Source organism: Haliea sp. E1-2-M8 (assembly GCF_030649675.1).
In the GTDB taxonomy this organism is placed as follows: domain Bacteria; phylum Pseudomonadota; class Gammaproteobacteria; order Pseudomonadales; family Halieaceae; genus Haliea.
Map to the genome: position 1 here is coordinate 49,666 of NZ_JAUTDR010000003.1, position 21,634 is coordinate 71,299.

Consider the following 21,634-nt stretch of genomic DNA (forward strand, 5'->3'; position numbering starts at 1 on the left):
CTGTTACCATAGCCACCCCCTGATTTCGCTGAGGTGGCCGCCGGCCGATGTCTGAACAAATGCCCACCCGCTTCGTGCGGACGCTTGTGCGCATGGTGGAGGAGCGCGGACATGATCCGGCGGTAGTGCTGGCTGCGGCGGGACTGGACTTCGACCCTCGGGACGAGACTGCAATTGGCTATCGCGACCAGGTGAGCGCCATGGAGTACTCCAGGGTCTACCAGCAGGTATTGCGCCTGCTGCAGGACGCCACCTTCGGCGTGACCCGCAGCGATCTGGCGGCGCCGGGCGCCTTCCGCATGATGTGCTACTGCATTATTTCCTGTCGCAATCTGGGTCATGCCATCCAGCGGGCGGCGGAGTTTTATCGGACGTTTTTCGACGAGCAGAGCCAGCTCTACGCCAATTTCACCGAAGATACTGCCCGCGTCGGCTATCTGCACCGCAGTGAACCGGAACAGCCAGCGGTGGCGGCGGCGGACGTCTACGGCCTGTCCCTCTGGCACCGCTTTTTCGGCTGGCTCTGTGGCCGGCCTCTGCCCCTGCAGCGGGTGGATTTCCAGGGCAGTGAAACGACCAGCGCAGACAAGTACCGGGACCTGTTCCAGGCCCCGCTGTACTTCAACCAGCCCCGCGATCTGCTCTATTTCGATGCTGCCTGTCTCGCCTGGCCCATAGTGCATACCGAGCACTCACTGGACGAATTCCTGCGCACGGCACCCTATCAGTTGTTGCTGATGGACGCGCGGTCCGCCAAGGACCGGCTCTCGGCCCAGGTGCGCGCCATGCTGGGGCATGACTTTCAGCAGGGGGTCCCGGGCTTTGAGGCCATCAGCCAGGCCCTGAACATGTCGGCGCCGACCCTGCGCCGCAAACTCAGGCGCGAGGGCACGACCTTTCAGGCATTGAAGGATGAGGCCCGGTCCGAGGCCGCCTGCCTGGCCCTGGACCGCCCCGAGCTGTCTATTCATGATGTGGCGCTGCAACTCGGTTTCACCGACCCCAGCGCCTTCCATCGCGCGTTTCGCAAGTGGTCCGGGCAGACGCCGGGGCAGTACCGGGCCAGCCGGCGGCGCCGACGCCGGGAGGGCTGAGCGGCGGTACCCGGGGCAGCGGCTCCCGGGGTATAATTCCTGCCCCAAGACGGAGGTCCCATGTCAGCTCAGCAACAGATTACCGAACAACTCGCAGTCGCCCTGGCGCCCATACACCTGGAGGTGGCCAATGAAAGCCACATGCACAGCGTGCCGCCGAACTCAGAGACCCATTTCCGGGTGGTTGTGGTGAGCGAGGCCTTCAGTGGCCTGCGTCAGGTGGCGCGGCACCAGAAGATCTACAGCCTGCTCGCGGCGCAGCTGGAAGGCCCTGTGCATGCACTTGCCCTGCACACCTATGCGCCCGGGGAGTGGGAAGCACGCGCATCTGTTGCCCCGGTATCGCCCGACTGCCTGGGGGGCGGCAAGGCAGACGCGGGAGGGGGCAGCTGATGGCGTTCGTGGTTGCGGCGCTCTACCGCTTTGTAACCCTGGACGATTACCGCGAGCTGCGCGAACCGTTGCTGGACGAGTGCGTGGCCGCCGGGGTCAAGGGTACGCTGCTGCTGGCGGCAGAGGGTATCAATGGCACCATTGCCGGCAGCCGCGATGGCATTGACCGGGTTCTCGCCTGGCTGCGCAGCGACCCGCGTCTGGCAGCGCTGGAGCACAAGGAGTCCCTGGACGATGAGATGCCGTTCTACCGCATGAAGGTCAAATTGAAGCGCGAAATCGTCACCCTGGGGGTTGCGGGTATCGATCCCAATCGCGTGGTCGGCACCTATGTTGCGCCGCGGGACTGGAACGCCCTGGTCAATGATCCCGAGGTGGTGCTGATCGATACCCGCAACCGGTATGAGTACGGAATCGGCACCTTCCACGGGGCGATTGATCCGGCGACCACGTCATTTCGTGAATTCCCGCGCTACGTGCGCGAAAAACTGGATCCGGCCCGGCACAAGAAGGTGGCCATGTTCTGCACTGGAGGCATCCGCTGTGAAAAGGCTTCGGCCTTCATGCTGCAGGAGGGCTTCGAGGAGGTCTACCACCTGCAGGGAGGGATCTTGAAGTATCTGGAGGAGGTTCCCGAAGAAGAAAGCACCTGGGAAGGCGAATGTTTTGTGTTCGACAACCGGGTCGCGGTCAATCACCGCCTGGAGAAAGGCCGCTATGACCAGTGCCACGGTTGCCGCCACCCGATCACCGCAGAGGACAAGGCCTCGGATCGCTACCAGCAGGGTGTGTGTTGTCCGCACTGCTACCACAGCCTGACTGACCAGCAGAAGGCCCGTTTTGCCGAGCGCCAGAAGCAGATTGAGTTGGCGCGACAGCGAGGCGAGCAGCACGTCGGGGCGCCGCCGCCTGCGCGCCAACTCCGTGCCGGCAGGGGCGACGCTTAGCGCCGCGTCGCTCGTGCGACGGCGGTGATGCCGGGTGCCAGTTCCGGCGGCAGTGCCTGGCGGAAAACCGAGACCGGCACGTAGCGGCTGTAATCAACGCTGTTGCCCTCTGAAATCACCCCACTGAGCAGGGGCGCGCCGGCCTCAGTGAGCTGTACCACCGCGCCGCCCGAGGCACCCTTGAACGCGCGGCAGTCACTGCCGCCACTGCGGCGGTCGGCAGCGATAATACGGCAGGCCGGGTCATAGCTGAGCTCCTCGCCGTGCGCACCTGTTCCCGCATCCCTGGAATATCCCGCCATCACCACCGGCAGCGCCGGATTGGCCTGTTGTGGGTGCAGTTGCAGTGCCGGCACCTGGGCAAGGGCTACCGGCTGGCGCAGTCGCAGTACTGCCCAGTCTGCCTCCATGCTGCCACCATCGGCGTAGCGCACAGCTTCTATTGCCAGTGGTTCTGCGCTGGCCGGCAGCAGGGTGAAGGTGATTCGCTGAGTCAAATCCCGGTAAAACTCCAGACAGTGCCAGGCCGAGACAATGACCGTGGCATGGGTGGCGCCCGGCGCCGCAACCAGGGTGGCGCTGCAGCGTTCAGTGTGGTGCCGCGCGTAGCCGTTTTCCAGCCTGATACCCGGCACCGTGAGCTGACCGACCGCGCGCAGCCAGTCGGGCGATGTCTGCGAAAAGCGCAGCCGCGAATCCTCGCTGGCTCCAGCGGTGGTGGTCAGCAGCAGCAACAGCAGCGCCTGGGGCAGGTTGGTGCGCAGGGCAATTTCTCCAGAGTGGCCTAACATATTGGTCAACGGCTTCCGGGCCGGGCTTGGCGCCCGCTCCGGCTGTCAGTAGCATGGTCGGGTATAGCAGGCAAAGTAGCAAGCGGGAGAACCGGATGGGTCAGGGCAGGGATTGTGTGGCGGTAGTCACGGGCGCCAGTCGGGGTGCCGGCAAGGGCATCGCCAAGGCGCTGGCGGCCGCGGGGGCGACAGTTTATATCACCGGTCGCAGCTGGCGCGCGGGGGAGGCAGCGCTCCCCGGGTCTCTTACCGAAACCGCGGAAGAAATTGCCGCTGCCGGCGGGGTGGCAGTGCCGGTCCGCTGCGACCACGGTCGCGACGAGGAAGTCGAGGCGCTGTTCGCACGGGTACGGGCAGATCACGGCCGGCTCGACATCCTGGTCAACAATGCCACCAGCCTGCACGATGCGCTCACCGCCACCGGGCCGTTCTGGGAGAAACCGCTGGACCTGACCACAATCTGGGATGTCGGCATGCGCTCCCACTACACGGCCAGCTGGTACGCGGCGCCGCTGCTGCTGGCCAACGGCGAGGGGCTGGTGGTGAACACCTCGTCCTTTGGCGGGCGGATATACATGCATGGTCCGGCCTACGGTGCCGGCAAGGCTGCAGTCGACAAGATGGCGCATGACATGGCGGTCGACTTCCGGCCCCACAACGTCGCAGTGATTTCGCTGTGGATGGGTCTCCTGCTCACCGAGCGCACCCGGCAGGTGTTCGACGCCGAACCCGACAAATACGCTGACCTTGTCGCCACCGCGGAACATCCGGAGTTCAGTGGCCGGGTGATCGCGGCGCTGTGGGCGGATCCCGGGCGCATGGCCCATAGCGGTACCGTGTGTATTGGCGCGGAGCTCGGCGAGGCCTACGGTGTTACCGACATCACCGGTGGCCAACCGCCGTCGCACCGGGCTTTCTTCGGCCCGCCCACCAGCTTTGGCGACGCAGTGGTTGAGTAGACCCATACCTCATATGGAGGATGAATCTCCGCGCCCGACAACGTTTAATACTGTCGTCTAGAGAACAGCAATAACACAGCAGGAGTTTTTCATGACAGTGCAACAGGCAATGCCATCCACGGTAAACGATGATTCTCACAGTCTTGGGTCCCCTCGGGCCGAAGCTCTGCTGGCTGCGGCCCGGGCCATGGGCCCGGTGTTGCGAGAGCGTGCAGCGCAGTGCCGCGCCGAGCGCAAAGTGCCGGCGGAGACGATTGCCGACTTTCAGGCGGCGGGCTTTTTCAAGATATTGCAGCCGGAGCAGTGGGGCGGTTATGCGATGGATCCCCAGGTTTTCTATACCGTGGGGTTGGAAGTTGCCAAACACTGTACTTCCAGTGCCTGGGTGCTCGGTGTGGTCGCCGTGCACAACTGGCAGCTGGCGCTGTTTGATGATCAGGCGGCACAGGATGTCTGGGGTGACGATCCCACCGTGCTGATTTCTTCATCCTACGCCCCGGTGGGCAAATTGACGCTGGTGGAAGGCGGCTTCCGCTTGAGCGGTCGCTGGAGCTTCTCTTCAGGCTCTGAGCACTGCCAGTGGGCGTTCCTGGGTGCCGTGGTGCCTACCCCGGAAGCGCCTTTCGACATGGCCAACTATCGTACCTTCCTGGTACCGATCAGCGATTACAAGATCGTCGACAATTGGGACGTGGTGGGGTTGCAGGGTACCGGCAGTCACGACATCGTGGTGGAAGATGTCTTCGTACCTGAGCATCGCACCCACAGGGTCATAGATGCATTCTTCTGTGAAAACCCCGGCAACAAGGTCAATGACGCACCGCTCTTCAAGCTGCCCTTCATGCAGGTGTTCGTGCGCGCGGTGTGCAATGCGACGTTGGGATGCCTGGAGGGCTCCCTGGAGGACTACATCGAGGTCGCCCAAACCCGCCGGGTGGGGCCCACCCTTATGAAGGACGATCCAGTGGCACGTCGCCTGGCGGCGGAAGTAAAAACCTCCATCGAAGAAATGCGACGCACCATGATCAGCAACTTTGATGCGATGATGGCGCTGGCGCGAGCCGGCCAGCCGATTCCGGTGGAAGACCGGGTTCGCTACCGCTATGATTCGGCGGTGGTAGCCGACCGTTGCCTGGAGCTGTCCAGCAGAATGCTCAAGGCGGCCGGTTCCGGTGGTATCCGCACTGGCAGTCCGCTGCTCCACCGGCACCTGGACATTCTGGCCAGCCAGGCCCACGTCGCCAACCATTCGCTGCCCTTCGCCGCCAATATGGGCGGTGTATTGTTCGGCGCTGAAAACGCCGACATGGCGATCTGACGAATTTGAAACAGGAGACTCCCATGGCAATGAAAGGCCTGCTGCCGGAAGGCAAGTACGCCGATTGCGCCAACGGCTACCGGATTCATTACCTGGATGAGGGCGCGGGTGACAAGGTCGTCGTGTTCCTGCATGGCTCCGGCCCCGGTGCCAGCGGCTACAGCAACTTCAAGGGCAATTTTCCGGTGCTGGCAGACGCTGGCCACCGCTGCATTGTTATCGACCATATCGGCTATGGCTTTTCCGACAAGCCCGATGATGTCGACCACACCCTGGATTTCTTTGTCCAGTGCGTGAAGCAGACCCTGGACGAAATCGGCGTCAGCCGCTGCAGCCTGGTGGGCAATTCCCTGGGCGGCGTGGTCGCGATAGGCCTGGCGCTGGCGCATCCGGAACTGGTTGAGAAACTCATTCTCATGGCTCCCGGCGGACTCAGCGAGATGCACGAGTACCAGCATATGCCCGGTATGCAGAAGATGTTCCAGGTGTTTGGCTCGGGCGAGCCGGTGACCCACGAAGTGATGAAAGACCTGTTTGCCACCGGTCTCATGTACGATCCGCGTCACGCCACCGACGAGTTGGTGAGCGAGCGCATGCAGATCATGGGCATCATGAACGGGCACGTGATATCCAGCATGAAGATCCCCGTCCTGACCGACCGCATGCACGAAATCAGCTGCCCGGTGCTCGGATTCTGGGGCATGAACGAACGCATGATGCCCGAAAGCGGTATCATGGCGCTGGCGAAAAACGTCAAGCACCTGCAGCTGATTCTCCTGTCCGAGTGTGGCCACTGGGTCATGGTGGAGCATCGGGACCTGTTCAACCGCCAGTGCCTGGATTTCCTGCAGCATGGATAAACAGCAAATAGCGCTTTACGGTGAAGAGCTCTACCGCGCCCTGCGCGAGTTCCGCACCCTGGCCCCACTGACCGAGCGCGCCCCCGAGATCAGCATCGATGATGCCTATCACATCAGTTTGCAGATGCTGCAGCAGCGTCTGGAGCGCGACGGCGAGCAGGTGGTGGGCAAAAAAATCGGCGTCACCAGCAAGCCGGTGCAGGACATGCTGGGCGTATTCCAGCCCGACTTCGGTTTCCTTACCGACGCCATGGCATGTCCCGACGGTGCTGACATCCCCATCGCCGGCAATCTGATCCAGCCCCGCGCCGAGGGCGAAATCGCCTTCCGCCTGAAAAAGGACCTGCAGGGCCCCGGGGTAACCGAACAGGATGTGCTCGATGCCACCGAGAGCATCATGCCCTGCTTCGAGATCGTCGATTCGCGGATCCGCAACTGGGAGATCAAGATCCAGGACACGGTGGCGGACAACGCCTCCTGCGGTGTCTATGTCCTTGGCAAGAACGAAGTCGACCCGCGGGACCATGACCTGCCGAACCTGAAAATGACTATCTGGAAAAACGGCGAATACCACTCCGAGGGTCTCGGCAGCGCGGTGCAGGGCAACCCGCTGACCGCAGTGGCCTGGCTGGCCAACACCTTGGGGGAGTTCGGTATTCCGTTCAAGGCCGGCGAGGTGATTCTCTCCGGCTCGCTGGCGCCGCTGATTCCCGTGGTGGCGGGTGACGAGATGCGCCTGGAAATCGACGGGATCGGCGGCTGCAGCTGCCGTTTTGTATAACTCCCGCAACGGCAACCTATTCGAGACAACGGAAACGCAATCATGAGTAAAAAGATCAGGGCGGCCATCATCGGCCCCGGCAACATCGGCACCGACCTGTTGATGAAAGCCATGCGCAGCGAGCTGGTGGAGCCCGTGTGGATGGTCGGTGTCGACCCCGACTCCCCCGGTCTGGCCCGGGCCAAGGAGATGGGGGTCAAGACCACCTGTGACGGCGTGGACGGCCTGGTCCCGCACATGCAAGACGACAACATCCAGATCTGCTTCGACGCCACCTCGGCCTACGTGCACGCGGACAACAGCCGCAAGGTCAACGAGCAGGGCGCGGTGATGATCGACCTTACGCCCGCCGCCATCGGCCCCTTCTGCATTCCCCCGGTGAACCTGCACGACGCGGTGGCCGCCAGGGCCATGAACGTCAACATGGTCACCTGTGGCGGCCAGGCCACCATCCCCATGGTCGCCGCCGTGAGCCGGGTGCAGACTGTCATCTATGGCGAGATCGTCGCCACCGTGAGCTCCAAGTCCGTGGGCCCCGGCACCCGCAAGAACATCGACGAATTCACCCGCACCACCGCCAGGGGCGTGGAGATGATCGGCGGTGCCCAGAAAGGCAAGGCGATTATCGTCATCAACCCGGCCGAGCCGCCCCTGATCATGCGCGACACCATCCACTGCCTGACCCTGGAAGAGCCCGACCAGGCAGCGATCACCCAGTCCGTGCACGACATGGTGGCGGAGGTGCAGAAATACGTACCGGGCTACACCCTGAAGAACGGCCCGGTGTTCGACGGCAACAAGGTCAGCATTTACATGGAGGTCGCCGGGCTGGGGGATTTCCTGCCGCGCTACGCGGGCAACCTGGACATCATGACCGCGGCGGGACTGCGCACGGCGGAGATGTACGCCGAGCAGATCCTCGCCGGCAAGTTTGTGCCGCAGGCGGCATGAACCAGTGTCGCGCACAGGTTAAGTTGCGTAATGACGGAGCTTTGAATGCGGCGCCAGCACTGGGGTGAGCCTGCCGGGACACGCCGTGAATACGTCCATGTAGGCTTGTATGAAACATCCATGTTTCATACAGTCCCGCCAGGCTCACCCCAGCGCCGCCGCCTCTTACAGAGCGGGTATCGACCAACGTTTTCTATCCGAGTTATGAAACAGAAGTATTGGATTAACGAGCATTGAATTGTGCGGAGCTCTCGAGTTTCTGCCCGGAGTCACAGGCAGTTCGAGCCACGACACTTGATACACGCACAGAGGGTGTGCCGGGCGGTGTGGGGCTTGCTGGACTGTGTGAGACATGGATGTCGAGCACAAGCCCCCATGGAGAGCCCACCCCGCTTTATCGGGTGTGGGTTCACGGCGTGTCCAGCAAGCCCCACACCGGTCGGCGCGCCCGGAGCCGAACCGAAGCACCGTTCAATCCATAGCGGCCCAGAACACCAGCGCCAGATACTATTTCGGGAGAAAAGATGATGAACCTGCAAGGCAAGAAGATCACCGTCCACGACATGTGCCTGCGCGACGGCATGCACCCCAAGCAGCACAAGATCACCGTCAGCGAGATGGTGGACATCGCCGTGGCCATGGACGAGGCCGGTATTCCCCTGATCGAGGTGACCCACGGCGACGGCCTGGGCGGCGCCTCGGTGAACTACGGCTTCCCGGCAGCCAGTGACGAAGAGTACCTGACCGCAGTGTGCAAGGTGGTGAAGAAAACCAAGGTGTCGGCGCTGTTGTTGCCCGGCATCGGCACGGTGGACCACCTGAAGATGGCGGTGGACTGCGGCATCGGCACCATCCGGGTGGCGACCCACTGTACCGAAGCGGATGTCTCCGAGCAGCACATCAGCATGGCGGCGCAGATCAAGAATCTGGACACCGTGGGCTTCCTGATGATGGCGCACATGATCGAGCCGGAAGAACTGCTGGTGCAGCTCAAGCTGATGGAATCCTACGGCGCCAATTGCGTGTACATCACCGACTCCGCCGGCTACATGCTGCCGGACGACGTGGCAGCGCGCGTCAAGCTGGCTCGCCAGGAACTGAAGCCGGAGACGGAGCTGGGTTTCCACGGCCACCACAACCTGGGCATGGGTATTGCCAACTCGCTGGCGGCGGTGGAGGCGGGCGCCAATCGTATCGACGGTTCGCTGGCGGGACTGGGTGCCGGCGCCGGTAACACGCCTTTGGAAGTGTTCCTGGCGGTCTGCGATCGCATGGACGTGGAAACCGGGGTCGACCTGTTCAAGGCCATGGACATCGCCGAGGACCTGATTGTGCCGTTGATGGATCACCTGGTGCGGGTGGACCGGGACTCACTGACCCTGGGCTGGGCGGGTGTCTACTCCAGCTTCCTGCTATTTGCCAAGCGTAGCGCGGCCAAGTACGGCCTGTCGTCGCGGGATATCCTGGTGGAACTGGGCCGCCGGCGCACGGTGGGCGGCCAGGAAGACATGATCGAGGACCTCGCTCTGGATATGGCGCGGGAGCGGGACGCTGCGGCCGGCTAGGTGCGGCCGGCTAGGTGCGGCCGGCTAGGTGCGGCCGGCTAGGTGCGGCCGGCCAGGTGCGGCCGACCAGGTGCCCGTTCTACCCATCAGTACCGGTTCCGAACCGGTCAAGCAGTCCCAGATCCAGTACCGGCGAGGCGTCGATGTGCTCCGCGTCCATCATCTTTGCGATGCGCTGCAGGGATGAGATAATCATGGTCTGCTCCCATTCCTGAAGCTCCCCGAATTGCCTGGTGAATTGTTCCTGCAGCGGGATGGGTGCGCTTTTCAGGACTTCCTGCGCATCCGGCGTGAGGTGGGCATGCACTTTCCGCTTGTCCGTACTGGAGCGCTTGCGGTAAACCAGACAGCGCTTTTCCAGTCGGTCGAGAATGGTGGTAACGGTTGCCTGGCTCAGGCTGATATCCGTTGCCAGTTCCCCGATAGTGACCTGGCCCCGGTCGCGGATGGTCTGCAGTAGCAGGATCTGTGGCGCAGTCAGGCCGGTGGTCTTGGCCAGGTGGCGGGAGTGCAGGTCTGTAGCCCGTATGACCCGCCGCAAGGCGACGAGCACTTCATCTATCCTGCCCAACAGTATTTCTCCCTTGGTGGCGGAAACCAGCATAGTGTACCTCCGGGCCATCTCTCGGCGTTAGTAGCGAGGGCGGACTTGCGTCGCGCTCGGCACATCATATGCCCGCTCAATCCGGCACAGTGTAAATTCTCAGCGATTAAAAAACAAAAATTCCCTTGATTGTTGGACAAAAGAGCCAATATGCAGCGAATAAACAGTAAATAGCGGGTTAATATCTGACACCCAGGCTGGTATAATGTTTAGCGTCCTAAAGAATCGAGAGGCAAAAACATGAGTCTGAACCTGACGCTGCGCCCACCATCCGACAGCGATGGCATGGCGGTGCACAAGCTCATCGCTGAGTGCCCGCCGCTGGATACCAACTCTGCCTATTGTAACCTCATCCAGTGCGCGCATTTCGCAGACACTTCCGTTATTGCAGAAGCAGCGGGTGAGGCCGTGGGGTTTATTTCCGGTCACCGGATCCCCGCGCGCCCGGACACTCTTTTTGTCTGGCAGGTAGCGGTCAGCGCCCAAGGCCGCGGCCAGGGGCTGGCGGGGCGCATGCTCGCGGACATTCTCGACCGCCCGGGCAGCGAGGACATTCGCTACCTGGAGACCACAGTGACTGCAGATAACGAGGCGTCCTGGGCGCTGTTCGAAAGTTTTGCCCGCAAGCGGGATACAGGCCTGGAGCGTAGCGTGATGTTTGATCGCGAGCAGCACTTCGCAGGGACCCACGACACCGAGATGCTCGCGAGGATAGGCCCATTCGAGCAGCGGACCCTGCGCTCGGTAGCGCACTGAAAATTTACCCAATCGCGACGTTAATAGCTCACGAAACAAGGATTAGTACATGAAAATTTTTGAAGAGATTGAATCAGAAGTGCAAAGTTACGCCCGCTCCTTCCCGCGCGTGTTCAACCGCGCCAAAGGCGAGTTCCTTTATGACGACGAAGGCAAGGAATATCTCGATTTCCTCGCCGGCGCCGGGACCCTCAACTACGGGCACAACAACCCGGTGTTCAAGGAAAAGTTGCTGGAATACATCGAGGCAGACGGCATCAGCCACGGTCTCGATCTGCATACCCGGGCGAAAGCGGAGTTCCTCGAAGCCTTCAATGAGAAGATCCTCAAGCCGCGGAAGCTGGAGTTTGTGGTGCAGTTTACCGGCCCCACCGGCACCAATGCCGTAGAGGCGGCGTTGAAGTTGGCCCGCAACGTGACCGGGCGTGAAAACGTGATTTCCTTTACCAACGGCTTTCACGGGGTAAGCCTGGGTTCGCTCGCCACGACCGGTAACTCGCATCACCGGGGTGCCGCGGGCGTCAGCCTGAACGGCAGCAGTCGCATGCCCTTTGACGGCTACCTGGGCGACGATGTTGATACTACCGCCTATCTCGACAAGGTCTTGTCGGATTCCAGCAGTGGTATCGACAAGCCCGCCGCAGTTCTGGTTGAGACCGTGCAGGGCGAAGGTGGTATCAATGCCGCGCGGTTTGAGTGGCTGCGCAACCTCGAAGCGGTCTGTCGCAAGCATGGCGTGCTGCTGATCGTGGACGACATCCAGGCTGGCTGCGGACGTACCGGCACCTGGTTCAGCTTCGAGGAAGCCGGCATTTCACCGGATATCGTCACCATGTCCAAGTCTCTCAGCGGCTACGGCCTGCCCTTTGCGGTAGTGCTGATTCGCCCGGAACTGGACCAGTGGAAGCCCGGTGAGCACAACGGTACCTTCCGCGGCAACAACCTGGCCTTCGTAACTGCCAAGGCAGCCATCGACCACTACTGGTCAGATGACAAGTTCTCGCAGGAGGTGCAGGCCAAGGGTCGCTACGTGTCAGAGCGTTTGCAGACTATCGTCGACCGCTATGGCGAGGGCAATTTCACGACTCGCGGCCGCGGCATGTTCCAGGGCATCAACTGTGTGAACGGCGATATCGCCGGTCGCATTACCCGCAAGGCATTTGCGAAGGGACTGATGATCGAAACCAGCGGTGCCGATGATCAGGTGGTCAAGTTTCTCTGTCCGCTGACGATCTCCGAGGAAAACCTGAAGCGCGGTATCGACATCGTCGAGCAGGCCATCGCCGAAGTGTGTGCGGCCCAGGGTGAGATCCCCGAAACCGTGGATTTCTTCGAGGACGACTACAGCGTGTCTGCCGAGGACCGGTTCCGCAAGGCGGGCTGAGTTGTCGCCGGCGTGAGCTGGCGAAACCCTCTATTTGACACTTTTTAACACCAACAAAGGTATACACAATGATTGTACGAGACATGAAAACCGCAGCTAACGAAGGACGGATGATCAAGGACCCCGGCGGCAACTGGGACAGCACTCGCCTGTTGCTGAAAGACGACAACATGGGGTTTTCCTTCCACATCACCACGATCTATGAAGGCGCTGACTTCCGCATGCATTACCAGAACCACCTCGAGTCGGTGTACTGCATGTCCGGCGAAGGCGAAGTGGAAACCCTGGCCGACGGCAAGAAGTATCCGATCAAGCCGGGCACGATCTACATCCTTGACAAGCACGACGAGCACATCCTGCGCGCCAGCAAGGAAATGAAAATGGCTTGCGTCTTCAACCCGCCGCTGCACGGTACCGAGGTACATAACGCGGAGGGCGCCTACGAACTGGATGCTGATCCAGTGAAATCGTAGTGGCCGGGGCGAAGGTGATGGATATTGGAACTGGACCCAGGTCGGAGCAAGCCGACCGTGATGGCACAGGGGGATTTGTGAACAGGCATACCGTGGAAAAAATCGGTGGCACATCGATGAGTAATTACGCCGCTGTGCGTGACAGCATCGTGCTTGGCCAGCGCAACGGTGACACGCCCTACCAGCGGGTGTTTGTGGTGTCCGCCTACGGCGGCATTACCGACAAGCTGCTGGAACACAAGAAGGACGGGAAGCCCGGGGTGTATGGGCTGTTTGCGAGCAGCTTCAAGGATCGCAGCTGGGAAGAGGCGCTGGATACCGTGCGCGGGGACATGTTCGCGATCAACGCGGAGCTGTTCGCCGATGCGGAGTCCCTGGCGGAAGCCAATGCCTTTATCGGCGAGCGCCTTGAAAATGCGCGCAAGTGTCTGGAAGACCTGCACAGCCTCTGTGGCCACGGTCATTTTTCGGTACAGGACCACCTGGTCACGGTGCGGGAAATGCTGTCCAGCGTCGGCGAGGCGCACAGCGCCTGGAACATGGCAAAGCTGCTGCAGCGTGACGGTCTCAACGCCACCTTCGTCGACCTGTCTGGCTGGCAGGCTACAGGTAGTATGCCGCTGGACGCTTGCATACAGCAGGCTTTCGCCAATATCGACCTGGAGAATGAACTTCCCATCGTGACCGGCTACGCCTATTGCAGCGAGGGTCTGATCAACCAGTTCGACCGTGGCTACAGTGAGATGACTTTTAGTCGTATTGCGGTGCTTACCGGTGCGCGTGAAGCCATCATCCACAAGGAGTTTCACCTGAGCAGCGCCGATCCGCGCCTGGTGGGCGAGGACAACGCCGTCCCCATCGGCCGGACCAATTACGATGTGGCCGACCAATTGGCCAATCTGGGCATGGAGGCAATTCATCCCAAGGCCGCCAAGGGCCTGCGCCAGAACGACATTCCGCTGCGAGTGAAGAATACCTTTGAGCCGGAGCATGCCGGCACCTTGATTACCCGCGACTACGTCAGCGACACCGCCTGTGTCGAGATCATCGCGGGTTGTCGCGGTGTCTACGCACTGGAGCTGTTTGATCAGGACATGGCTGGCATTGTGGGTTACTACGACACGGAGATCCTGCGCAATGTGCAGCGTTTCAAGGCGCATATTGTGGGCAAGGATATCAATGCCAATACGGTGACCCACTATCTCGATACGAATATGAAAACGGTCAAGCGGATCAAGACCGTGTTGCAGGAAATGTTTCCGGAAGCAGAGATCCGTGAGCAGAAGGTCGCAATTGTCTCTGCCATCGGCAGCGACATGCAGGTCCCCGGCCTGCTGGCCCGCACCGTGGCGGCCCTGTCAAAACGCGATGTCAGTGTGCTGGCGATCCACCAGTCCATGCGCCAGGTTGATATCCAGTTTATTGTCCATGATGAGGACTACGAACTGGCTATCAGAAGCCTGCACGAAACCCTGGTCGAGCCCCTCGATCACGGCAGGGCCATCTGTCTGGCATCCTGAGCCGGAGAGAGACGAGGCGGTATTGCCGTCGGCTTGACTGACATCAATGCTGGCAACCGGCCGCTTCCTTACCATGTATTCAGGGTGAGCTGTTCACCCGGGTCCATAGTGAGGAGTAAAACATGAAACAGGTAACAAGCCTGGCCCTGGCGGCCTTGCTGGCCGGTATCGCTGTCAACGCCAACGCCTATCAGGCAGGGGATTGGGTGCTGCGCCTCGGTGCAACGACGGTGGCACCGGATGAAGACAGCGACAGGGTTGTGCTGCCTACGGCGCCGGCGACGGTTCTTCCCGGGGTCTCGATAGATAATGATACCCAGCTCGGTATCATCCCGATGTATATGCTGACGGATAACTGGGGTGTGGAACTGCTGGCGGCGACTCCGTTTGAGCATGACGTCAAGGTAGAGGGAGTGGGCATCAACGCCGGTTCCGTCACCCACCTGCCGCCGACCCTGAGCATGCAGTGGTATCCCTACGGTGGGCAGCGCGGTTGGCAGCCCTATGTGGGGCTCGGGGTGAACTATACCTTCATTTACGATGAAGACGTGGATCCGCAGTTGGCGGGCGCGCTGGAGGCCCTGCTGGGTGCCAGCGAGGCAGAACTGTCTCTGGATGATTCTTTCGGCCTTGCGGCCCAGGCTGGTGTGGATATCCCCCTGTCCGATAACTGGGCCGTTAACCTGGCGGTCTGGTACATCGACATCGACTCCACGGCGAAAATCCGCACCGATGTTGGCACCGTTGAATTTGACGTTGAGATTGACCCCTGGGTTTACAACGTCGGTATTGCCTACCGCTTCTGACCGCAGTGCCCGGGAGAGCTGCGCTGTGCGGCTCGCTAGGATTCTCCCGCCAGCTCCCCTTGCCTGCTCCGGGCTCTCCAGCCATCAATGATGATGCTGGGGCGCCATCTGTTCCTGCTGCCCGTTGTTGGGCTGGCCGTGACCGCTGTGACTGATCGTCAGGTACAGTGTCCACAGTCCCGACAGTATCAGCAGGATACCCAGAACGATTTTCAGCCCCCTGCGCCGCAGCAGTGACTGCACTGCGCCGGCACCGAAGCTGGTCGCCAGCATGGCCGGCAGCGTGCCCAGACCAAAAAACAGCATCATCAATGCCGACAATCTGGCGTCCTGGGCCGTAGCCGCCCAGGCGAGGCTGCTGTAGATCAGCCCACAGGGCATCAGCCCCCAGCACAGCCCGAGTGCCGCACCTTGATACCAGTGGCGCAGCGGTAGCAGCTTGCCGGACCAGCGCTGTACCGGACGCCAGAGCAGGGCGCCGCCCCGCTCCAGCCACTGCAGCGCCCGCCACCAGTCGGCTATGTACAGCCCCATTGCGACCAACAGAATGCCGGCGAGATAGCGCAGCGTCATGGTCCAGGCCGCGATGTCGATGCTGCCGGCGGCAAAGCCCAGGGCAGCGCCGAGCAGGGTATAGCTGGTGATGCGACCGCCGTGATACGCAAGGGTCATGCCGGTACCCTTGGCGCCGCCCAGTTGCAGCGCGGCGGCAATACCCCCGCACATGCCCAGGCAGTGGCCTGCACCTGCCAGCCCGAGAGCGAAAGCGCTGCCGAGTTCAGTCAACATTATCGTTCCCTTCTTGCGGCGGGGGTTTCTGCTTGCCAGCTTCCTCTTCCATGAGGATGCGGGAGGCCTCCTTGTCCAGATCCTCGTACTGGCCGTTGTCTATGGCCCAGATCAGCAGGCGAATAGCAATAACGCAGAAGACCAGGGCGATTGGAATCAACAGGTACAGACTTTCCATGGCAGGCGCCGCCTCAGCCGCGGGATTTATTGAGGCGCAGTGAATTCATCACTACGATCAGCGAGCTGAGCGACATTCCCAGAGCGGCCGCCCAGGGTGGAATAAAGCCCATGGCGGCCAGCGGTATCCCGCAGCAGTTGTAGCCCAGGGCCCAGGCGAAATTCTGTTTGATGACGCGGGTGCACTGGCGGGCCTTGTGCAAGCTGGTAATGAGAGCCCCAAGGTTGTCGCTGTCGACCACGAAATCGGCCTGTGCCCGGGCCAGGTCGGTCGCGCTGGCGACGGCGAAGGAGGCGTTGGCCAGGCTCAGCAGAGGCGCATCATTGAGCCCGTCGCCGACCGCCATGACCACCTGTCCCTGCTCCTGCCAGCGGCGCACCTGCTGCATCTTGTCCTCCGGCGACAGACCGGTGCCGACATGCTCAAAGCCGAGCTCCTCCGCCAGCCGGTTGCCGGCGGAGGAGCTGTCTCCAGTCAGCAGAGCCAGCGTCATGCCCGCTCTGCGGGCGGCTGTCACCACCTCTGAGGTTTCAGGGCGCAACCGGTCAGAGAACCCGAACCAGGCCAGCGGCTGGTCCTGCGTGCACAGAGCGACCCAGTACAGGCTGGCATCCGGCGGCGTCGTCAAGCTGGGCGCCATCTCGCGACAGAAGCGCTCGCTGCCCATGCGGTAGCGTTGGCCCTCCCAGCTTGCCTCAACGCCGGCGCCGGCCACGTAGGTCGGATCGCTGAGCGAGGTCACCGGCGCGATGTCGCGGAAGGCATGTGCAACCGGGTGGTTGGAGTGTTGCTGCAGGGCGCTGCCGAGTGCGGTCAGCGCCTCTGCCCGCAGCGGGCCGCAAGGTGCGACGTACTCAAGCTGCAGCTTGCCCTCGGTCAGGGTACCGGTCTTGTCGAACACCAGAAGCCGTGCCCGGGACAGGGCTTCAATGGCGTTTTCCCCGTGTACCACCACCCCTTTATCGCGCAGGGCGCTGGCAGCCGTGGTGAGAGCGGCTGGCGTGGCCAGGGCGAGGGCGCAGGGGCAGCTGATCACCAGTACCGACAGGCAGATCCACAGCACCTGGTCCGGCGCGATCTGGCTCCAGACCAGTCCGGTCACAGCGGTAATCAGGAGGATGCCAGCCACGAACCAGGCCGACAAACGGTCAGCCATCCGCGCCAGATTCGGTTTGGCGCGCTGGGCCCGTTCCACGCTCTGCTGCAGCGCCGCCAGGCGGCTGCTCTCGTAAAGCTGCTGCACCTCCAGTTCCAGGCTGCCTTCCAGGTTGATGGTGCCGGCAAAGACGGCATCACCCGGTGCCACCGTGCGCGGCACATACTCACCGTTGAAGGTGTCCTCGCGCACGGCGCTGGTACCGCTGTGCACTGTGCCATCCAGGGCAATGGTTTCGCCGGCCACCACCCGCACTGTGTCGCCGGGCTGCAGCACGCGGCGCGACACCCGTTCCCACGCTTCGCCACGACGCACGGTTACCGCCAGTGGCAGACTGTCTTCGGCATCATGGCAGGCGAGCATGTGCCTGCGCCGCACGCGCTTCTCGAAGAACCGGCCCAGGAGCAGGAAGAAAGTAAACATGACGACCGAATCAAAATAGACCTCACCGCCGCCTGTGGCGGTCGCCCAGACGCTGGCACTGAAGGCCAGGCCGATGGCCAGAGCCACCGGCAGATCCATCACCAGCGAGCCGTGGCGAAGATGGCGCCAGGCAGTGGTGAAAAAGGGGCGTGCGGAGTAGAGCATGACAAAGCTTGCGACCAGCAGGCTGACACTGCGCAGCAGGGTCTGGTGCTCAAGCGCGATACCCTGCAGATCGCCGGCATGCAGGGCGATGCCGAACATGCCAACCTGCATCATGCCGACACCGGCCACTGCCACCCGGCGCAGGTCGGTGCGGTATTCCAGCTCGATCTGCTCGCGCTGGCTGCTGTTGTGGAATGGTCTGGCGCTATAGCCCAGCGCTTCGACCAGCGCGAAGATGCGGCTGGGCTGGACCCGCGTATTGTCGAAGCGCACCATCAGGCGCTGTTGTTGCAGATTGACCTGCGCATCCAGAATTCCGGTCTCACGCAGCAGAGTCTGCTCAATCAGCCAGGTACAGGCTGCACAGGTGACGCCGCCAAGCAGCAGGCGCGCACTCTCCGTGCCATCTTCGCTGGGATTGCAGAACTGGCGGCGCAGGGCCGTGTCATCGTAGAGCCGGTATTCGTCCAGCGTCGGCGCGGCGTCGCTGGCTGGTGTTTCGCTGAAAGCCGTGCGCTGTCGGTAGAAGCTCGCCATCCCGCTGCCCGCAATGAGGCTGGCAACGGCGCGACAGCCGGGGCAGCACATGGGCTGGGCAATGCCGTCGATGTCAACGCTGAGGCGGGTGCCGGAGGGTACGGCTTCGCCGCAGTGGAAACAGGGCTGGGGGCCGCTCATCGCCGTGCCTCGCCCCCTCAGGAGTCGTCTGCGAGCAGGTCTTCGGCGCGAACGACGCCGTCCAGGCGCCATTCGTTGCCCGCGGCGTCACTGAGGATCCAGTGCCAGCGTTCGGCAACGGCGGTCTGCAACTGGCCGTTGTAGATACCCGGTCCCACCCGCTGCAGCGCAACGCTGAAGTCGCGGTCTGCTTCCATGGGGTGCGAGAAAGTAAGCTCCAGGGTGTCTGCCGTCACTGGCCCCTCCAGCCTGGCTGTGACCTGATGCTCGGTAATGGTGAACTGTGCTGCCAGTGCGAGTTCCCCGGCACGCTCCTTGCGCTCCAGCTGGCGGTTGATCGCCAGACCCACCTTGTAATACTCATCCACTACCAGATCATCCGAGTGCTTGTAGGCGGTGTACATGAGGTGAAAGCTGACCACGACCACAGTTCCCGGCAGGGCGATGAGAAACCAGGGCCAGAACTGCCGATACCATGGTGTTGTGTCCTGATCGGGGTATACAGGCTTCATCACAGTGGCCTCATGAAACGCGATTCAGAACGAATTTCCAGGGACTCCTGGTCGGTGGCCCTGGCCGTAAACACGATCTCGCTGCTGGGGCGTGGCAGTTGTTCCGGCGCGGCTCGAACCCGCAAGCTGATGCTGCGCACTTCGCCGCCGTCCAGTGTGTAGACGGAATCGCCGATGATCTCGGCTCCGTCTATGCCGCTGACCAGAATCTCGAACTCGTGCATGGACTGCTCCATGTTGACCAGGCTTAGCGTGTAGATATTCTCTATCTTGCCGTCCATGGTGGTCATGTACAGCTCGTTGCGATCCCGGATCACGGTAAGCTCAAGCGGTACCCGCGTGAGGATCCGGTAGCTGAACAGGCCCACCATCACGCACAGTACCAGCAGGTAGCCGATGATACGGGGACGCAGCCAGTGGGTCGTCCCGCCCTGCAGCTGGTGCTCACTGGTGTAGCTGATCAGGCCACGTGGGTAGGACATCTTGTCCATCACGGAGTTGCAGGCGTCAATGCACAGGGCGCAGCCGATACATTCGTACTGCAAGCCGTTGCGGATGTCGATGCCGGTCGGACACACCTGTACGCACAGCTCGCAGTCGATGCAGTCCCCCAGCCCCAGTGCCTTGTGGTCCGCGTCGCGCTTGCGCGATCCGCGCGGCTCGCCCCGCGCCGGGTCATAGGAGACGATAAGGGTATCCTGGTCGAACATCACCGACTGGAAGCGCGCATAGGGGCACATGTACATGCAGACCTGTTCCCGCAACCAGCCAGCATTGATGTAGGTGGCGAGGGTGAAGAAGATGGTCCAGAGCACGCCCCACTGGCCCGCGGACAAAGTCAGCAGGTCGGGCAGCAATTCCCGCACGGGGTAGAAGTAGCCGACGAAGGTCATGCCGGTGAGAAAGGCAACGAATAACCAGCCACCGTGTTTCAGGCTCTTGCGCAGCACCTTCTCGGCGCTCCAGGGGGCCTTGTCCAGGCGCATGCGCTGATTGCGGCTGCCTTCAAATTTCTGCTCGATCCACATGAAAATACTGGTCCAGACGGTCTGGGGACAGGTGTAGCCACACCAGACCCGGCCGGCGAATACCGTGACTGCGAACAGGGCAAAGGCGGAGATAATCAGCAGGAATGCCAACAGGGGGAAATCCTGGGGCCAGAACACCAGTCCCAGAATGTGGAACTTGCGCTCGGGCAGATCGAACCAGACCGCCTGGCGACCATCCCAGGACAGCCAGGGCAACAGGAAATAGCCGATCAACAGCGGCCAGCCGGTGTACAGGCGGATACGCTGGTAGAAACCCTCGATCTTGCGGGTGTAGATTTTTTCCCGATGCTGATAAAGATCGATTTCACTGACCTCCGCCGGAGCGAACTCGTGGACATCAATCAGGTTCTTGTCATTCATGCCGCGTTACCACTGTCGAGTGCGGGGAGGGTGGAGCGACCGGCCCCTCGAAGGGGCCGGCGGGTAGATCAGTTGCTGAGACTGTAGATGTAGGCCGCGAGGATGTGGATCTTGTCTTCGGTCAGGCTTTCGCCGAAGGCTGGCATGACGCCGTTGCGGCCGGCACGCAGGCTGTGTGCGATCTGCTCGCGGCTGCCACCGTAGAGCCAGATGCCGTTGGTCAGGTTGGGCGCGCCGAACAGGTAGTTACCCTTGGCGTCCGCGCCGTGACAGGCTGCGCAGTACATCTGGTAGTGCCCCTCGCCGGCAGCGGTCATGTCCGCATCGGTCGAGCGCCCGTTCAGGGACAGCACGTACTCTGTGGCTTCTGCGATGCCCTGGTCGCCCAGCACCCCCGCCCAGGCCGGCATGGCGGCGCGACGGCCGTTGACCAGGGTTGCCTTGAGCGCCTCCGGGCTACCGCCGTAAAGCCAGTCGTCGTCCGTCAGGTTGGGGAAGCCGTAGCGGCCCTTGCCGTCAGCGCCATGGCACTGGGCGCAGTTGTTGCCAAACAGGCGCATGCCCATCCTGCGCACCGCCGGATCCTGGGCGATTTCCTCGACCGGCGTTGCCAGGTAGCGGCTGCGCATTTCGCTGTAGCGCGCTTCCGCTGCCTCGACTTCCGCCTCGTGCTGGCCGATCTGGGTCCAGCCGATCAGCCCAGGGTAGTTACCCATGCCGGGGTAGATAATCAGGTAGCCGATAGCCCAGACGATGGTGATTACGAACATGTAGAACCACCAGGCCGGCAGGGGATTGTCGTACTCCTCAATACCGTCGTGGGCGTGACCGGTGGTCTTGTCGGTCTCGCCCTCGCCGCGTTTGCGGTTGCCCAGCAGGATCCAGGTGATCCCGACAAAGGTGATGACGGTCAGGACAATGACCCACCAGCTCCAGAAACTAGTCATTCTTTGCTTCCTCCTGCGTGGTGCGTTGACTCAGTTCCTCATCTGCAAAGGGCAGGTTGGCGGCCTCGTCAAAAGATTTCTTGCGCTTGCTGCTCCAGGCCCAGATGCACAGGCCGATGAAGGCAAAGAACAGCAGAGCGGTGCTGATTCCTCTGAGATCATTGATATCCATGCT

At 62.0% G+C, this 21,634-nt stretch carries 23 protein-coding genes; 14 read left to right on the forward strand and 9 right to left on the reverse strand.

The window, feature by feature from the left end; all coding sequences use genetic code 11:
- Positions 1-47: 47 nt before the first annotated feature.
- The 3 genes from Q6D67_RS03280 to Q6D67_RS03290 are packed head-to-tail and all read left to right on the forward strand — an operon-like array spanning position 48 to position 2,434.
- Entirely contained in the window at positions 48-1,094 is a 1,047-nt protein-coding gene (locus tag Q6D67_RS03280; protein WP_304704145.1) for an AraC family transcriptional regulator, read from the forward strand.
- Positions 1,095-1,154: 60 nt separating this feature from the next.
- Complete coding sequence (locus tag Q6D67_RS03285; RefSeq protein WP_304704146.1) at positions 1,155-1,487, forward strand: BolA family transcriptional regulator; 333 nt, start codon at positions 1,155-1,157, stop codon at positions 1,485-1,487.
- Positions 1,487-2,434, forward strand: a complete 948-nt coding sequence (locus Q6D67_RS03290; RefSeq protein WP_370551914.1) for a rhodanese-related sulfurtransferase — start codon at positions 1,487-1,489, stop codon at positions 2,432-2,434. Before Q6D67_RS03285 ends, Q6D67_RS03290 begins: the two co-directional genes overlap by 1 nt.
- Here Q6D67_RS03290 and Q6D67_RS03295 read toward each other — a convergent pair.
- Positions 2,431-3,234: a serine protease gene (locus Q6D67_RS03295; protein WP_304704147.1), complete on the reverse strand. Its 804-nt coding sequence runs from the start codon at positions 3,232-3,234 to the stop codon at positions 2,431-2,433. The genes Q6D67_RS03290 and Q6D67_RS03295 overlap by 4 nt on opposite strands.
- An 86-nt stretch (positions 3,235-3,320) precedes the next feature.
- Here Q6D67_RS03295 and Q6D67_RS03300 point away from each other — a divergent pair, with 86 nt between their 5' ends.
- The 6 genes from Q6D67_RS03300 to dmpG all read left to right on the forward strand — a co-directional run bounded on the left by Q6D67_RS03300 (position 3,321) and on the right by dmpG (position 9,659).
- On the forward strand, positions 3,321-4,184 hold the full coding sequence (locus Q6D67_RS03300; protein WP_304704148.1) for an SDR family NAD(P)-dependent oxidoreductase: 864 nt from the start codon (positions 3,321-3,323) through the stop codon (positions 4,182-4,184).
- 91 nt (positions 4,185-4,275) lie between these two features.
- Entirely contained in the window at positions 4,276-5,502 is a 1,227-nt protein-coding gene (locus tag Q6D67_RS03305; protein WP_304704149.1) for an acyl-CoA dehydrogenase family protein, read from the forward strand.
- A 23-nt stretch (positions 5,503-5,525) separates the two neighbouring features.
- The gene (locus Q6D67_RS03310) at positions 5,526-6,362 is read left to right on the forward strand and encodes an alpha/beta fold hydrolase (protein WP_304704150.1); all 837 of its coding nucleotides are present in this window, start codon (positions 5,526-5,528) and stop codon (positions 6,360-6,362) included.
- A complete protein-coding gene (locus Q6D67_RS03315) occupies positions 6,355-7,143 on the forward strand; it encodes a fumarylacetoacetate hydrolase family protein (protein ID WP_304704151.1) in 789 nt (262 codons plus the stop codon). The genes Q6D67_RS03310 and Q6D67_RS03315 overlap by 8 nt, the downstream gene beginning before the upstream one ends.
- A gap of 42 nt (positions 7,144-7,185) precedes the next feature.
- Entirely contained in the window at positions 7,186-8,094 is a 909-nt protein-coding gene (locus Q6D67_RS03320; protein WP_304704152.1) for an acetaldehyde dehydrogenase (acetylating), read from the forward strand.
- Between the two features lie 527 nt (positions 8,095-8,621).
- Complete coding sequence (dmpG, locus tag Q6D67_RS03325; RefSeq protein WP_304704322.1) at positions 8,622-9,659, forward strand: 4-hydroxy-2-oxovalerate aldolase; 1,038 nt, start codon at positions 8,622-8,624, stop codon at positions 9,657-9,659.
- A 79-nt stretch (positions 9,660-9,738) separates the two neighbouring features.
- Here the strand turns inward: dmpG and Q6D67_RS03330 are convergent, their stop codons facing one another.
- Positions 9,739-10,263 carry a MarR family winged helix-turn-helix transcriptional regulator gene (locus tag Q6D67_RS03330; RefSeq protein ID WP_304704153.1) on the reverse strand — a complete coding sequence of 175 codons (525 nt, stop codon included), beginning with the start codon at positions 10,261-10,263 and terminating at the stop codon, positions 9,739-9,741.
- A gap of 240 nt (positions 10,264-10,503) precedes the next feature.
- Between Q6D67_RS03330 and ectA the strand changes: the two genes are divergently transcribed.
- From ectA to Q6D67_RS03355, 5 genes are all read left to right on the forward strand, one after another.
- Positions 10,504-11,019: a diaminobutyrate acetyltransferase gene (gene ectA, locus Q6D67_RS03335; RefSeq protein ID WP_304704154.1), complete on the forward strand. Its 516-nt coding sequence runs from the start codon at positions 10,504-10,506 to the stop codon at positions 11,017-11,019.
- Positions 11,020-11,068: 49 nt separating this feature from the next.
- Positions 11,069-12,403 carry a diaminobutyrate--2-oxoglutarate transaminase gene (gene ectB, locus Q6D67_RS03340; RefSeq protein ID WP_304704155.1) on the forward strand — a complete coding sequence of 445 codons (1,335 nt, stop codon included), beginning with the start codon at positions 11,069-11,071 and terminating at the stop codon, positions 12,401-12,403.
- A 68-nt stretch (positions 12,404-12,471) separates the two neighbouring features.
- On the forward strand, positions 12,472-12,876 hold the full coding sequence (locus Q6D67_RS03345; RefSeq protein ID WP_304704156.1) for an ectoine synthase: 405 nt from the start codon (positions 12,472-12,474) through the stop codon (positions 12,874-12,876).
- 77 nt (positions 12,877-12,953) lie between these two features.
- On the forward strand, positions 12,954-14,396 hold the full coding sequence (locus Q6D67_RS03350) for an aspartate kinase (protein ID WP_304704157.1): 1,443 nt from the start codon (positions 12,954-12,956) through the stop codon (positions 14,394-14,396).
- A 122-nt stretch (positions 14,397-14,518) separates the two neighbouring features.
- Positions 14,519-15,202 carry an OmpW family protein gene (locus tag Q6D67_RS03355; protein ID WP_304704158.1) on the forward strand — a complete coding sequence of 228 codons (684 nt, stop codon included), beginning with the start codon at positions 14,519-14,521 and terminating at the stop codon, positions 15,200-15,202.
- Positions 15,203-15,286: 84 nt separating this feature from the next.
- On the opposite strand, the gene Q6D67_RS03360 is transcribed toward Q6D67_RS03355, so the two are convergent.
- From Q6D67_RS03360 to Q6D67_RS03390, 7 genes are all read right to left on the reverse strand, one after another.
- Positions 15,287-15,991, reverse strand: a complete 705-nt coding sequence (locus Q6D67_RS03360; protein ID WP_304704159.1) for a sulfite exporter TauE/SafE family protein — start codon at positions 15,989-15,991, stop codon at positions 15,287-15,289.
- Entirely contained in the window at positions 15,981-16,169 is a 189-nt protein-coding gene (ccoS, locus tag Q6D67_RS03365; RefSeq protein ID WP_304704160.1) for a cbb3-type cytochrome oxidase assembly protein CcoS, read from the reverse strand. Before ccoS ends, Q6D67_RS03360 begins: the two co-directional genes overlap by 11 nt.
- Positions 16,170-16,182: 13 nt before the next feature.
- Complete coding sequence (locus tag Q6D67_RS03370; protein WP_304704161.1) at positions 16,183-18,591, reverse strand: heavy metal translocating P-type ATPase; 2,409 nt, start codon at positions 18,589-18,591, stop codon at positions 16,183-16,185.
- Positions 18,592-18,608: 17 nt separating this feature from the next.
- A complete protein-coding gene (locus tag Q6D67_RS03375) occupies positions 18,609-19,103 on the reverse strand; it encodes a FixH family protein (RefSeq protein ID WP_304704323.1) in 495 nt (164 codons plus the stop codon).
- Positions 19,103-20,512: a cytochrome c oxidase accessory protein CcoG gene (gene ccoG, locus Q6D67_RS03380; RefSeq protein WP_304704162.1), complete on the reverse strand. Its 1,410-nt coding sequence runs from the start codon at positions 20,510-20,512 to the stop codon at positions 19,103-19,105. The genes Q6D67_RS03375 and ccoG overlap by 1 nt, the downstream gene beginning before the upstream one ends.
- Positions 20,513-20,580: 68 nt before the next feature.
- A complete protein-coding gene (ccoP, locus tag Q6D67_RS03385; RefSeq protein WP_304704163.1) occupies positions 20,581-21,459 on the reverse strand; it encodes a cytochrome-c oxidase, cbb3-type subunit III in 879 nt (292 codons plus the stop codon).
- A complete protein-coding gene (locus tag Q6D67_RS03390; protein ID WP_304704164.1) occupies positions 21,452-21,631 on the reverse strand; it encodes a cbb3-type cytochrome c oxidase subunit 3 in 180 nt (59 codons plus the stop codon). Before Q6D67_RS03390 ends, ccoP begins: the two co-directional genes overlap by 8 nt.
- Between the last annotated feature and the right edge of the window lie 3 nt (positions 21,632-21,634).